Below are 13299 nucleotides of genomic sequence, written 5' to 3' on the forward strand. Positions count from 1 at the left end.
AGCGGCGCAAGTGCGGTCCGCACCAGGGGAGATGGCCACTCGATGGGGAAAACCCTGTGAGGAATCTGTGCCTCAGAGCCGGATCCAGCCGTCCGAGTCGTACTTGCCCCGGCCGACCTGGCCCTTCACCCACAGCTTCCGCTGCCCGGCGTGCACGGTGACCGGACCCGCGCGGTACTTGTACCGGCCGGCGTCCTTGACCGGCAGCAGACCGTAGGCGCGCAGGCTCACCATCATGTACTGCCGGGCCCCGGGGCGCCTCGGGAGCGTGAGCGCGCACACGTAACCGCGCCGCTTGTAGACCTCCACCGTGCCGGTGGGGAACGGGAACGACCTGACCTTGCGCCCCTCGCACGAGGAGGCGGCGGCGTGCGCGTGCCCCGGCGCGGCGACCGCGAGCATCCCGGCCACCGCTGTCACCGCCAGCCCCTCCGCCAGCCTGCGTATCGCACCACTCTTCACTGCCGTCCCTCCCGCAGCTTTCGGGCGTACAGGTGTACGGACGCACAACGTATGTCGGACGGTTGCACGACCGTCAAGCCGACACCCGAATCCAGTCACCGCCGCCGCCCCCGACCCCCCCGTCACGCCGCCGCGGGCTCGTCCTCGCCGACGAACGTGCGCCACAGGTCCGCGTACCTGCCGCCCCGCGCGAGCAGTTCCTCGTGGGTGCCGTCCTCGACGACGCGGCCGTGGTCCATGACGACGACGCGGTCGGCGCGGGCGGCCGTGGTGAGGCGGTGGGCCACGACGAGCGTGGTGCGGCGCCCGGCGAGGCGGTCGGTGGCCAGGTTGACCTGGGCCTCGGTGGCGAGGTCCAGGGCCGCCGTGGCCTCGTCCAGGAGCAGGATGTCCGGGTCGACCAGTTCGGCGCGGGCCAGGGCGATCAACTGGCGCTGGCCCGCCGAGAGGTTGCGGCCGCGTTCGGCTACCTCGTGGAGGTAGCCGCCCTCCAGCGTGGCGATCATCTCGTGGGCGCCGACCGCGCGGGCCGCCGCCTCCACCTCGGCGTCGGTGGCGTCCGGGCGGCCGTAGGCGATGGCGTCCCGGATCGTGCCCTGGAAGAGGTACGCCTCCTGCGGGACCACGCCGAGGCGGTGGCGGTAGGAGGTGAGGTCCAGGGAGCGCAGGTCGGTGCCGTCGACCGTGACACGGCCGCCCGTCGGGTCGTAGAACCGGGCCACCAGCTTGACCAGGGTGGACTTGCCCGCGCCGGTCTCGCCGACGAACGCCACCGTCTGCCCCGCGGGAATGCGCAGCTCGATGCCGCCGAGGGCCTCCTCGTCGTCGCCGTACGCGAAGTGCACGTTCTCGAAGGCCACTTCGCCCCGCAGGGAGAGGACCTCCAGGGGCTCCTCGGCCGCCTTGGTGGACGTGGGCTCCTGGAGCAGTTCCTGGATGCGGCCCAGGGAGACGGTCGCCTGCTGGTAACCGTCGAAGACCTGGGAGAGCTGCTGGACCGGGGCGAAGAACAGGTCGATGTAGAGGAGGTAGGCGACCAGCGCGCCGGTCGTCAGCGTGGTCGCGTCCACCCGGCCCGCGCCCACGATCAGCACGGACGCGGCGGCGACGGAGGACAGCAGCTGGACGAACGGGAAGTAGACCGAGATCAGCCACTGGCCCCGGATCCGGGCCGAGCGGTAGCTGTCGCTGCGCTCCGCGAACCGTGCCCCACCGTCCCGTTCCCGGCGGAACGCCTGCACGATCCTGAGCCCCGACACCGACTCCTGGAGATCCGCGTTGACCAACGACACGCGTTCACGGGCGAGTTCGTACGCCTTCACGCTCGCCTTGCGGAAGAAGTACGTGGCGACGATCAGCGGGGGCAGCGTCGCGAACACGACCAGCGCCAGCTGCACGTCGATCACCAGGAGCGCGACCATGATGCCGAAGAAGGTGACGACCGACACGAACGCGGTGACCAGGCCCGTCTGGAGGAAGGTGGAGAGGGCGTCGACGTCCGTCGTCATCCTCGTCATGATCCGCCCGGTCAGCTCCCGCTCGTAGTAGTCGAGTCCGAGCCGCTGGAGCTGGGCGAAGATCTTCAACCGCAGGGAGTACAGGACCCGTTCGCCGGTGCGTCCGGTCATCCGGGTCTCGCCGATCTGGGCGGCCCACTGGACGAGCACCGAGAGCAGGGCGAACAGGGTCGCCGTCCAGACCGCGGCCATGGCCGTCCGCGAGACACCGTCGTCGATGCCGTGCCGGATCATCACCGGGAGCAGCAGACCCATGCCGGCGTCCAGGGCGACCAGGCCCAGGCTGATCAGCAGCGGGCGCCCGAACCCGCGCAGCAGCCGGCGCAGTCCGTACGACTCCTCGGGCGTGACCGCGCGCGCCTCGTCGATGTCCGGGGTGTCCGTGGCCGGGGGCAACGCGTCGACCTGGGCGAGCAGTTCGGGAGTGGCCGGAGTGCCGGCCAGGGCCAGGTCCTTGCGCTCGCGGTCGCCGGTCCACAGCCGGGGGGTGACCCCGCGCTCGGCGTCGAACTCGGCGTCCAGCTCGTCGCGTACGGAGGTGTCCTCCTGCACGGCGACCGGCCGGGCGTGGCCAGGGGAGACACCGCCGAGGCCGTCGGGGTCGGTGAGCAGGCGCCGGTAGAGGGCGGAGCGCTTCTCCAGCTCCTCGTGGGTGCCCACGTCGGCGAGGCGGCCGTGCTCCAGGACGGCGATGCGGTCGGCGAGGTTCAGGGTGGAGCGGCGGTGGGCGATGAGGAGGGTGGTGCGGCCCTCCATGACGTGCTTGAGGGCCTCGTGGATCTCGTGCTCGACCTGGGCGTCCACGGCGGAGGTGGCGTCGTCGAGGACGAGCAGCCGCGGGTCGGCGAGGATCGCCCGGGCGAGTGCGACGCGCTGGCGCTGGCCGCCGGAGAGGGTGAGGCCGTGTTCGCCGACCTTGGTGTCGTAGCCCTCGGGCAGCTCGGCGATGAAACGGTCCGCCTGGGCGGCGCGGGCGGCCTTCTCGACCTCCTCCTGGGTCGCGTCGGGACGGCCGTAGGCGATGTTGTTGCGGACGGTGTCCGAGAACAGGAAGGAGTCCTCGGGGACCAGGCCGATCGCGGCCCGCAGCGAGTCGAGGGTGAGCTCGCGGACGTCGTGACCGCCGATGAGGACGGCGCCGTGGGTGACGTCGTAGAAGCGCGGGAGCAGGAGCGAGACCGTGGACTTGCCCGAGCCGGAGGAGCCGACGACCGCGAGGGTCTCGCCGGGGCGGATCTCGAAGGAGAGGCCGTCGAGGACCTTGCGGCCGTCCTCGTAGCCGAAGGAGACGTCGTCGAACTCGACGGTGGCCGGCGCGTCGGCGGGGAGTTCCTTGCCGCCGTCCTTCAGGTAGGGCTCGGTGTCGATCAGCTCCAGGACGCGCTCGGTGCCGGCGCGGGCCTGCTGGGCGACCGTGAGGACCATGGCGAGCATGCGGACCGGGCCGACGAGCTGGGCGAGGTAGGTCGAGAAGGCGACGAAGGTGCCGAGCGTGATGTGCCCGCGGACCGCGAGCCAGCCGCCGAGGGCGAGCATCGCGACCTGGCCGAGGGCGGGGACGGCCTGGAGGGCCGGGGTGTACTTCGCGTTGAAGCGGATCGTGCGCAGGCGGCCCGCGTACAGGCGCCGGCCGACCTCCCGGAGCTTGCCGGTCTCCTGGTCCTCCTGCCCGAAGCCCTTCACCACGCGTACACCGCTGACCGCGCCGTCGACCACGCCCGCGACGGCGGCCGCCTGGGCCTGGGCGTACCAGGTGGCGGGATGCAGCCTGGAACGGGAGCGCTTGGCGATCACCCACAGGGCCGGGGCGACCGCCAGGGCGACCAGGGTGAGCGGGATCGACAGCCAGGCCATCACGACCAGGGAGATCAGGAAGAGGGCGAAGTTGCCGATGGTCATCGGCAGCATGAAGAGCAGGCCCTGGATGAGCTGGAGGTCGCTGGTGGCGCGGCCCACGACCTGGCCCGTGGACAGTTCGTCCTGGCGGCGGCCGTCGAGGCGGGTGATCGTGCCGAACATCTCGGTGCGCAGGTCGTGCTGGACATCGAGGGCGAGGCGGCCGCCGTAGTAGCGGCGGACGTAGGTGAGGACGTAGACGAGGACGGCGGCGGCGATCAGGGCGCCGGCCCAGGGGGCCATGTCCCGGGTGTGGTCGCCGATGACGTCGTCGATGATCACCTTGGTGATCAGGGGGACGATCGCCATGACGGCCATGCCGCCGAGTGAGGAGCCGAGGGCGAGTACGACGTCCTTGGGATAGCGCCAGGCGTACCCGGCCAGTCGTCGCGCCCAGCCCCGTTGCGGATCCACGCGGTGTCCTCCGTCGTCCAGAAGTCCTGATCTACCGGAAGACACCAACGCGGACAGAAGCGGATTTCATCCCTCCGCAACAACCGGTGGTCAGACGCGGACGCGGAGGCGGTAGAAACGGGTCGTCTGGACCGCGTTCTGGTTGTCGTCGCTGACCAGGAGCACCCTCAGACGGCCGTGGTCGCGCCCGGTGATCACCATGCCCTCGATGTTGTCCAGGAGCGGGTTCGGCTGGGGCTGCCTGGCGGTGGCGCCCAGGGCCGGGCAGTCGGCGATGTCCGTGAGCAGCGTCCTCCTGACCGGGCGGACGTCCGCCTGATCAGTCAGGTTCTCGATGCCGCGGGTGTCCGTCGCGTGGCGGGGGTCGGCCAGGTAGAGGCGGACCGTGTTGCCGACGCCGGAGGTGAAGCCGCGCTCCAGGACCAGGAGACGGCCGTCGGGGAGGGCCTGCACCTCGGGGACGCCGAGGAAGGCGGCGTCGGTGCGGTAGGCGTACTGGGCCCCGGTCTGCCAGCCCTTTCCGTGCCGCTGCCAGGTCTGGAAGCGGACGGTCCCGGCCGTGTCGCCGGAGAGGGCGTACTCCATGGAGGCGAGGAGGGTGCGGCCGCCGTTCAGGAGAGTCAGGCCCTCGAAGGTCTGGTTGGAGGTGGCGCGGCCGGCCGGGGCGACCTGGAGTGCGGCCGGGACGGGGAGCCGGTCGAGGAGCTTCCCGTCGGCGCGGTAGCGGCGGATCGACGGCTCGGTCTCCGAGGTGACCAGCCGGGTGCCGTCCCGGTCGATCACCAGGCCCTCGGAGTCCAGTGCTGCGCCGTTCTCGTCGGCGAGCGGGACGACTTCCTTCGGCGCGAGAGTTCTCGCGTCCAGGTCGAAGAGGGCGGAGCGGTCGGAGAGGGCGGCGAGCGAGCCGTCCCGGTCCACGGCGAGCGCGGAGAAGTTGCCGACGAAGGTGCCGTCGAACGTCGTCTTGTCGAGGGCGTCGGAGTAGCCGTCGAGGGAGACGGACGGGGAGCAGGCGTGGCTCACCGGGGCCGCGGCGACGGCGGGTCCTGCCGCTGTCAGGCAGGCCGCCGCCGCCAGGGCCGCGGTGGTGGTCGCGAGTACGGTTCTGAGCTGCATGCGCGTCACCGTAGGACGGGTTCGTGACGAACGGGAGGCCGTGTCGTGAAGGGCCGTCCGGCTCGGTGACGTGCGGGAGTCCGGCAGGCGTCAGCTCGCCGCGAGATCCCGGTGAATGACCTTGGCGACGCCCTGGATCGTGGTGACGCCGTAGTTCATGGTGCTGTTGCCGTGCGTGAGCACCGTGATCATGTAGTCGTGGCCGCCGCCCGTGAAGGTGCCGACGCTGTGCACCCGCCAGCCGTGGGTGGAGCGCTGGAGCCAGCCGTTCTTGACGTGCCAGGAGATGTTCGACCCGCGGCCGTACGGTGTGCCCCAGCGCTGCGACGAGACGACCTGCCCCATCAACTTCAGGATGTAGGCACGTGAGTTGTCGCTCAGGACGGTGTTCTTGGCGGTGACCAGCTTGAGCAGTTTCTGCTCGTCGGTGACGGTGATCTGGGTCAGGCCCCAGTAGCCGTTGGCCCCCGGCTTGGTCTGGGTCATGCCGGCCGCGGACAGGAAGCCCTTGATCTTGGTCAGGCCGAGCTGCCGCCACAGCTTGCTGGTGGCGTCGTTGTCGGACTTGGTGATCATGGCCTTGGCGAGGTTGCTCTCGGTGGTGGTCAGATACCTGTTGTGCTTCTTGGCGTCCCACAGCAGCGTGGCGAGGACGGTCACCTTGACCACGCTCGCCGAGTCGTAGGCGGTGGAGGAGCGCAGGGTGCAGGTGGTCTTGGTCGTACGGTCGTAGAGGCCCACGGCGATCGTGCCCGAGCGGTTGGCGACGGCGGCCGTGATGTCCCGCTTCAGCTTGTCGGCGAGGCCGGCCTTGGCCGATGTGCAGCTCACGGCCGGCGTGGTGGCCGCGGCGGCCGGTGCGGCGGCGGCGACGCAGGCGGCCAGCGCACCGGCCGCGATCCATTTCTTGTGTCTGTGTATCCCCCGTGTCATGCCCAGTTGACCCTCGGACGGGTGCGAATGGTTGTACGCGTGGGGGACGGTTGTACGAATCGTTACCCGGCCCTCGGTGTTCTCACGGGGTCGGGAGCCGGGGACAGAGGAAAAAACCTTCGACTCACGTACAACCCTTGCACCCCGCCGCAGGTCTCTTGATCGCCAACCGCACGTGTCACCGAGGACAACACCCGGCAAACACGGACGGTTCGCACCCCATCGACCCGGATGCCCGCCAGGCATCCCCCGCATGCCGCAGGAGAATCCCGCATGCACCAGAAGCACCACGCACACCTCAGACTCGCCCTCGCGACGGCCGCCGCGGCCGCGCTGACGGGCGGTCTGCTCACCGTCTCGGCGGCCACGGCCACCGCCGCGGACTCCTTCAAGGTCACGAAGGCCGACTTCAACGGCGACGGCATCGGCGACGTCCTCGCCACGGCCGCCGGCGCCTCCGTCAGCGGCCACGCCGACGCCGGCCAGGTCGTCGCCCTCTACGGCAGCGCCGGCAACGGCGTGACCTCGGCCAAGCGCTCGGTCCTCAGCCAGAACTCCGGCACCGTGCCCGGCAGCGCCGAGGCCGGCGACTGGTTCGGCGGCGCGACGGCGTACGCCGACTTCAACGGCGACGGGTACGACGACGTCGCCGTGGCCTCGCCGTACGAGAAGGTCGGCACCGACACCGACGGCGGCGCCCTGGCCATCCTGTGGGGTTCGGCGAGCGGCCTCACCGGCAAGGCGAGCGACGTGCCGGACCCGGCCGTCTCCTCGCACGACAACTGGGGCCTGGCCCTGGCCGCCGGCGACTTCGACGGCGACGGCAAGGCCGACCTGGCCGTCGGCAGCTCGTCCGCGACCCTCTACGTCTACAAGGGCGGCTTCAGCAGCACCGGCCAGCCCGGCGGGCGTTACACCATCAAGCCGCCGATCATGCCGGGCTCTTCCGGCTTCCCCTACGGCCCGCAGCAGCTCACCGCCGGTGACGTGAACGGCGACGGCCGCACCGACCTGGTGGTCGACGGCTACGAGACGCAGACCGGCATCGGCTGGAACACCAACTACTGGGTGCCCGGCACCGCGAACGGCCTGAGCGTCGCGGGCGTCAAGACCCTCAAGCCGGGCATCGTCACCGGTATCGGCGACATCAACGGCGACGGTTACGGCGACATCGTCACCGGCGCCGGCTGGGACGCCACGACCAGCGACGGCCAGACCGTCCCGGACTCCTCGGACGGCGGCAGGGTCAGCATCACCTACGGCTCCGCGTCCGGCCCCGCCTCGACCACCGGAATCACCCAGAACACCGGGAACGTGCCCGGCAGTTCGGAGAAGGGCGACTCCTTCGGCTGGGACCTGGACCTGGGCGACGTCAACGGCGACGGTTTCCAGGACGTGGTCGTCTCCGCCCCGAACGAGGACCTCGGCAGCGTCTCCAACGCCGGCATGGTCACCGTCATGTACGGCTCCGCGAGCGGCATCAACACCTCCACGGGCCTGCAGTCCTTCGAGCAGAACACGACGGGCGTCCCCGGCACCTCGGAGAAGAACGACCTGTTCGGCGCCGACGTCAAGCTCGACGACGTCAACGGCGACGGCAAGGCCGACCTGGTCATCGGGTCCTACGAGGACGGCGGCGACGGAGCGGTCACCTACCTGCCGTCCACCGGCACGAAGATCGGCACGACCGGCTCCCGCGCCCTGTCGGTGACCGCGGTGGGCGTCTCCACCTCGGGCACCCCCCAGTTCGGCGCTCTCTTCGCCGACTAGTCCCTGCCCTCGCGAACGGCCCCCGATCACCCGGTCGGGGGCCGTTTCGTGTGTCAACTCGCGTAGACACGACCTGATTTGCCGTTTCCGGTCACCGAATGGACACGTGCCATCCATTTACACGGCCGCATGTCCATGTCACGCTCCCATCTGCCGCCTCCATTCAACCCGCGTAGATGGGACCCCCTTTTATGCTGGCGACACGCATCCGCAACTGGAAGACGGTGGCACTCACCACCGCCGCCGTGCTGGCCGGGCTCGCCGCCCCCGTCGTGACCACGACCCCGGCCGCCGCCACCACGACCGCGTACGACACGACGTACTACAAGAACGCGATCGGCAAGACGGGTTCGAGCCTCAAGTCGTCCCTGCACACGATCATCAGCAGCCAGTCGAAGATCTCGTACTCCGCGGTCTGGGACGCGCTCAAGGTCACCGACCAGGACCCGAACAACAGCAGCAACGTCCTCCTGCTGTACAGCGGCGTCTCCCGCAGCAAGTCCCTCAACGGCGGCGACGTCGGCGACTGGAACCGCGAGCACACCTGGGCCAAGTCGCACGGCGACTTCGGCGAGGTCACCGGCCCGGGCACCGACCTGCACCACCTGCGCGCCTGTGACGTCCAGGTCAACAGCATCCGCGGGAACCTGGACTTCGACAACGGCGGCAGCTCCGTCACGAACGGCGGCGGCTCCACCGTCGACTCCGACTCCTTCGCGCCGCGCGCCGCGGACCGCGGTGACGTGGCCCGCATGATCCTCTACATGGCCGTGCGCTACGACGGCGGCGACGGCTTCGCCGACCTGGAGCCCAACGAGAAGGTCGGCAACGGCTCCAACCCGTACATGGGCAAGCTCTCCGTCCTCAAGGCCTGGAACGAGGCGGACCCGCCCAGCGCCTTCGAGGAGCGCCGCAACCAGGTCATCTACGACACCTACCAGCACAACCGCAACCCGTTCGTCGACCACCCGGAGTGGGTCGAGGCGATCTGGTAGGACCCCGGCTACAGGTGCGTCGGCGCGAACATCCGCAGCACCGCCGGGAGGACGACCACCGAGGGCCCCGGTGAGCCGAGCGCCTTCGCGAGGTCGTCCGCGAGGGTCTTTGGGGTCGTGCGGACCCCGGGGACGCCGAAGGACTCGGCCAGTGCCACGTAGTCCGGGCGGGTCAGCTCGGTCGCCGTGGCCTGGCCGAAGGCGTCCGTCATGTACTCGCGCAGGATGCCGTAGCCGCCGTCGTCGACGATCAGCCAGGTGACGTTCAGGTCGTACTGGCGGGCCGTGGCGAGTTCGGCGACGGAGTAGAGGGCGCCGCCGTCGCCGGAGACCGCCAGGACCGGACGGGTGGGGTCCGCGACCGCGGCTCCCAGTGCCGCGGGGAAGCCGTAGCCGAGGCCGCCGGCGCCCTGGGCCGAGTGCATGTGGTTGGGGCCCTTGGCGTCGAACGCCGACCAGGCCCAGTAGGCCAGGATCGTCATGTCCCAGAAGGACGGCGAGTCGGCGGGGAGCGCCCTGCGGACCGACGCCAGGACATCCTGTTCCAGGGTGAGTTCCTGGGCGGCGATCCGCTCCGACACGCGGGCCAGGACCTCCCGCACCCGCTCCGGGGCCTCCTCGTCCGTCCTCGGCGTCACCGTCTCCAGCAGCGCCTGCAACGCGAGGCGGGCGTCCGCGTGGATGCCCAGCGCGGGATGGTTGGACTCCAGCTTGCCGAGGTCCGCCTCGATCTGGATCACTCGGCCGCGTGGCTTGAACGTGTGGTAGTTGGACGACAGTTCACCGAGCCCCGAGCCCACCACCAGCAGGACGTCCGCCTCCTCCAGGAAGTCCGTGGTGTGGCGGTCCTCGATCCACGACTGGAGGGACAGCGGGTGCGTCCAGGGGAAGGCGCCCTTGCCGCCGGGGGTGGTGACGACCGGCGCCCGGAGCGTCTCGGCCAGCTGCCGCAGCTTGCGGGAGGCGTCCGACCGTACGACTCCCCCGCCCGCGATGATCGCCGGGCGGACGGCGTTCGACAGCAGGTGCGCGGCCAGCGCCGTGAGTTCGGGGCGCGGCGGCAGTTCCTCGGGGAAGGCGTCGCCGCCCGTCACCACCGGGATCGAGGTCTCGGCGAGCAGCACGTCCTGGGGGATCTCCACCCACACCGGCCCGTGCGGGGCGGTCAGCGCCGACTTCCAGGCCGCCTCGACCGCGGACGGGATCTGGGACTGGGTGCGGACGGTGTGGACGGACTTGACCACGCCCCGGAAGGAGGCCGACTGGTCCGGGAGTTCGTGGAGGTAGCCGTGCCGGCCGCCGCCCAGGCCGGCGGTCGGGACCTGGCTGCTGATCGCCAGGACCGGGGCGGAGGCGGCCGCGGCCTCCTGGAGGGCGGCCAGCGACGTCAGCGCCCCCGGGCCCGTCGACAGCAGCAGCGGGGCCGCCTCCCCGGTCATCCTGCCGTACGCGTCCGCCGCGAACCCCGCGTTGTTCTCCACCCGCAGGCCGATGTACCGCAGGTCGGAGCGGCGCAGCGCGTCGAACATGCCGAGCGCGTGCTGGCCGGGCAGGCCGAAGACGGTGGTCGCGCCCAGCCCGGCCAGGGTCTCCACGACCAGGTCTCCGCCGTTGCGGCCGGGCGGCGGGTTCAGGGCCGCCGAGATTTGCGCCTCGGTCGGACGGAGCACCAGGTCGTGGTCGTGAGTCACTGCGCGCGGGCCTCTGCAATCTGGCGGGACATGATCGTGGTCAGTTCGTAGGCGGTGTGGGAGGCCGCCACCGAGGTGATCTCCGCGTGGTCGTACGCGGGGGCCACCTCGACGACGTCCGCCGACACCAGGTTGCACGATGCCAGACCGCGCAGGATCTCCAGCAGCTCGCGGGAGGTCATGCCGCCCGCCTCGGGGGTGCCGGTGCCGGGCGCGTGGGCCGGGTCCAGGCAGTCGATGTCGATGGAGATGTACAGGGGGCGGTCGCCGATGCGCTGCCGGAGCTGGTCGGCCACCTCGTCGGCGCCCCTGCGGTAGATGTCCGCCGAGGTGACGATGCCGAAGCCCATCTTCTCGTCTTCGGTGAGGTCCTGCTTGCCGTAGAGCGGGCCGCGGGTGCCGACGTGGGAGAGCGCCGAGGTGTCGAGGACGCCCTCCTCCACCGCGCGCCGGAACGGCGTTCCGTGGGTGTACTCCGCCCCGAAGTACGTGTCCCAGGTGTCCAGGTGGGCGTCGAAGTGCAGCAGGGCGACCGGGCCGTGCTTCTTGGCGACGGACCTGAGCAGCGGGAGCGCGATGGTGTGGTCGCCGCCCAGGGTCATCAGGCGGGCGCCGGTCCCCAGCAGCTCGTCGGCCGCCGCCTCGATCGTCTCGACGGCCTCGTTGATGTTGAACGGGTTCACGGCGATGTCGCCGCCGTCCGCCACCTGGGCGAGGGCGAACGGGGAGGCGTCCTGCGCCGGGTTGTAGGGCCTCAGCAGCCGGGACGCCTCACGGATGGCGTTGCCGCCGAAGCGGGCGCCCGGCCGGTAGGAGACCCCCGAGTCGAACGGCACCCCGACCACGGCGACGTCGGCCCGGCCGACCTCGTCGAGCCGCGGCAGCCGGGCGAAGGTCGCGGGCCCGGCGTAGCGCGGGATGCGGGAGGAGTCGACGGGGCCGCGGGGGGTCTCGGGGGAGCTCATGGTCGTATGCCTTCCTTGTGTCTCTGCGTTCGGTCTACCGGGGTGCCGGAACCGGTTCGGGGACCTCGCGCCCGGCGAGTCGTTCCCGCCAGGCCGCGAGTACCGCGGTGTCGGTCGCCGGGGTCGCCAGGGATACGGCGACGTAGGCGGCCAGGGAGGCCAACAGGCCGTAGTACACGGGCTCGTTGGCGAGGATGCCGTAGCCGGCCATCAGACCGATGACGGCGAGGCCGCCGACGGCCACGGAGGCCAGCGCGCCCTGGGCGGTGCCGCGCCTCCACAGCAGGCCGCCGAGGATCGGGACGAGGAGGCCGCCGACGAGGAGGTTGTAGGCCACCGTCAGCGCCTCGACGACGTTGTTGAGGGCGATGGCCGTGGCGATGACGGCGACGCCCATGACGAGGATGAAGACGCGGTTGCCGCGCACCTCGTCGCGTTCGCCCTCGGCGGTCCTTCCCCGCAGCCGCGACCAGATGTCGTTGTTGGCGACAGTCGCGCAGGCGATCAGCGCGCCCGAGGACGTCGACATGACGGCGGCGAGCGCGGCGGCCAGCACCAGGCCCCGTACGCCGACGGGGAGTTCGTCCTTGACGATGGTGGCGAAGGCGTCGTCCGCGTTGGCCAGGTTCGGGTAGAGCACCTTGGCGGCGGTGCCGATGACGGCGCCGGCGAGGGCGTAGGCGAGGCAGTAGGTGCCGGCGACCGTGCCGCCCCACTTGGCGGTGGTGTCGCTGCGGGCGGTGAAGACGCGCTGCCAGATGTCCTGACCGATGAGCATGCCGAAGGTGTAGATCAGCACGTAGGTGAAGATCGTCTCGCCGCCGATGCCCAGCGGGTCGAAGTACTCGGTGGGCAGCTTGGCCCTCATCTCGCCGAAGCCGCCCGCCTTGACGACGGCGATGGGCAGGAGCAGGAGGAGCACGCCGATGGTCTTCACCACGAACTGCACCATGTCGGTGAGGGTGATGGACCACATGCCGCCGAGGGTGGAGTAGGCGACGACGATCGAGCCGCCCAGGACGATCGCGACGGTCCGGTTCATGTCGAAGAGGACGTCGAAGATCGTGGCGTAGGCGATGGTCGAGGTGACCGCCAGCATGAGGGTGTACGCCCACATGACCACGCCGGAGATGACCCCGGCCCGGCCGCCGTAGCGCAGGTCCAGCATCTCGGAGACGGTGTAGACCTTGAGGCGGGCGATGCGGGCGGAGAAGAAGACGGACAGGGCCAGCAGGCCGAGGCCGATGGTGAAGACCATCCAGGCGCCGGAGAGACCGTACCGGTAGCCGAGGCCCACACCGCCGATGGTGGACGCGCCGCCGAGGACGATCGCCGCCATGGTGCCGGAGTACATCACTGGGCCGAGGCGGCGCCCGGCGACCAGGAACTCGCTCTTGGACCTGGCGCGGCGCATGCCCCACCACCCCATGGCGAGCATGCCGGCCAGATAGACGACGATCACTGTGTAGTCGACGGCCATGTCGGAGCCCTCCTCCTGCCGGTCTGCACCTTGCCGGTCTGCACCGTGCGGGCCCGCGGC

The 13299-nt window shown here is 70.9% G+C and carries 9 protein-coding genes; 2 read left to right on the forward strand and 7 right to left on the reverse strand.

The features are described 5' to 3' along the window. Positions 1 to 72 precede the first annotated feature (72 nt). The 4 genes from ACIQJT_RS07700 to ACIQJT_RS07715 all read right to left on the reverse strand — a co-directional run bounded on the left by ACIQJT_RS07700 (position 73) and on the right by ACIQJT_RS07715 (position 6338). Positions 73 to 462, reverse strand: a complete 390-nt coding sequence (locus ACIQJT_RS07700) for a hypothetical protein (RefSeq protein ID WP_402640795.1) — start codon at positions 460 to 462, stop codon at positions 73 to 75. A 122-nt stretch (positions 463 to 584) separates the two neighbouring features. Then, the gene (locus ACIQJT_RS07705) at positions 585 to 4289 is read right to left on the reverse strand and encodes an ABC transporter ATP-binding protein (RefSeq protein WP_402640798.1); all 3705 of its coding nucleotides are present in this window, start codon (positions 4287 to 4289) and stop codon (positions 585 to 587) included. 90 nt (positions 4290 to 4379) lie between these two features. Continuing rightward, entirely contained in the window at positions 4380 to 5405 is a 1026-nt protein-coding gene (locus ACIQJT_RS07710; RefSeq protein WP_402640800.1) for an esterase-like activity of phytase family protein, read from the reverse strand. A gap of 90 nt (positions 5406 to 5495) precedes the next feature. Further along, entirely contained in the window at positions 5496 to 6338 is an 843-nt protein-coding gene (locus ACIQJT_RS07715; RefSeq protein ID WP_402640803.1) for a serine hydrolase, read from the reverse strand. Between the two features lie 273 nt (positions 6339 to 6611). Between ACIQJT_RS07715 and ACIQJT_RS07720 the strand changes: the two genes are divergently transcribed. Next, positions 6612 to 8108: an FG-GAP and VCBS repeat-containing protein gene (locus ACIQJT_RS07720; protein WP_402640806.1), complete on the forward strand. Its 1497-nt coding sequence runs from the start codon at positions 6612 to 6614 to the stop codon at positions 8106 to 8108. A gap of 191 nt (positions 8109 to 8299) precedes the next feature. Then, on the forward strand, positions 8300 to 9103 hold the full coding sequence (locus tag ACIQJT_RS07725; protein ID WP_365450000.1) for an endonuclease: 804 nt from the start codon (positions 8300 to 8302) through the stop codon (positions 9101 to 9103). 8 nt (positions 9104 to 9111) lie between these two features. Here the strand turns inward: ACIQJT_RS07725 and ACIQJT_RS07730 are convergent, their stop codons facing one another. The 3 genes from ACIQJT_RS07730 to ACIQJT_RS07740 are packed head-to-tail and all read right to left on the reverse strand — an operon-like array spanning position 9112 to position 13239. Then, positions 9112 to 10794 (reverse strand): thiamine pyrophosphate-binding protein, encoded by a 1683-nt coding sequence (locus tag ACIQJT_RS07730; protein ID WP_365449998.1) that lies wholly within the window; start codon positions 10792 to 10794, stop codon positions 9112 to 9114. Then, positions 10791 to 11759 (reverse strand): agmatinase, encoded by a 969-nt coding sequence (speB, locus tag ACIQJT_RS07735; RefSeq protein ID WP_402640808.1) that lies wholly within the window; start codon positions 11757 to 11759, stop codon positions 10791 to 10793. Before speB ends, ACIQJT_RS07730 begins: the two co-directional genes overlap by 4 nt. 34 nt (positions 11760 to 11793) lie before the next feature. Next, a complete protein-coding gene (locus tag ACIQJT_RS07740; RefSeq protein ID WP_402640810.1) occupies positions 11794 to 13239 on the reverse strand; it encodes a sodium:solute symporter in 1446 nt (481 codons plus the stop codon). Between the last annotated feature and the right edge of the window lie 60 nt (positions 13240 to 13299).

Source organism: Streptomyces sp. NPDC091972 (genome assembly GCF_044756385.1).
Lineage (GTDB): Bacteria > Actinomycetota > Actinomycetes > Streptomycetales > Streptomycetaceae > Streptomyces.

What these genes read in the sequence shown, in the direction of transcription:
- ACIQJT_RS07710 (WP_402640800.1), bottom strand. Translation starts at nt 5,405, where the DNA reads ATGCAGCTCAGAACCGTACTCGCGACCACCACCGCGGCCCTGGCGGCG.
- ACIQJT_RS07725 (WP_365450000.1), top strand. Translation starts at nt 8,300, where the DNA reads ATGCTGGCGACACGCATCCGCAACTGGAAGACGGTGGCACTCACCACC.
- speB (WP_402640808.1), bottom strand. Translation starts at nt 11,759, where the DNA reads ATGAGCTCCCCCGAGACCCCCCGCGGCCCCGTCGACTCCTCCCGCATC.
- ACIQJT_RS07720 (WP_402640806.1), top strand. Translation starts at nt 6,612, where the DNA reads ATGCACCAGAAGCACCACGCACACCTCAGACTCGCCCTCGCGACGGCC.
- ACIQJT_RS07740 (WP_402640810.1), bottom strand. Translation starts at nt 13,239, where the DNA reads ATGGCCGTCGACTACACAGTGATCGTCGTCTATCTGGCCGGCATGCTC.
- ACIQJT_RS07715 (WP_402640803.1), bottom strand. Translation starts at nt 6,338, where the DNA reads ATGACACGGGGGATACACAGACACAAGAAATGGATCGCGGCCGGTGCG.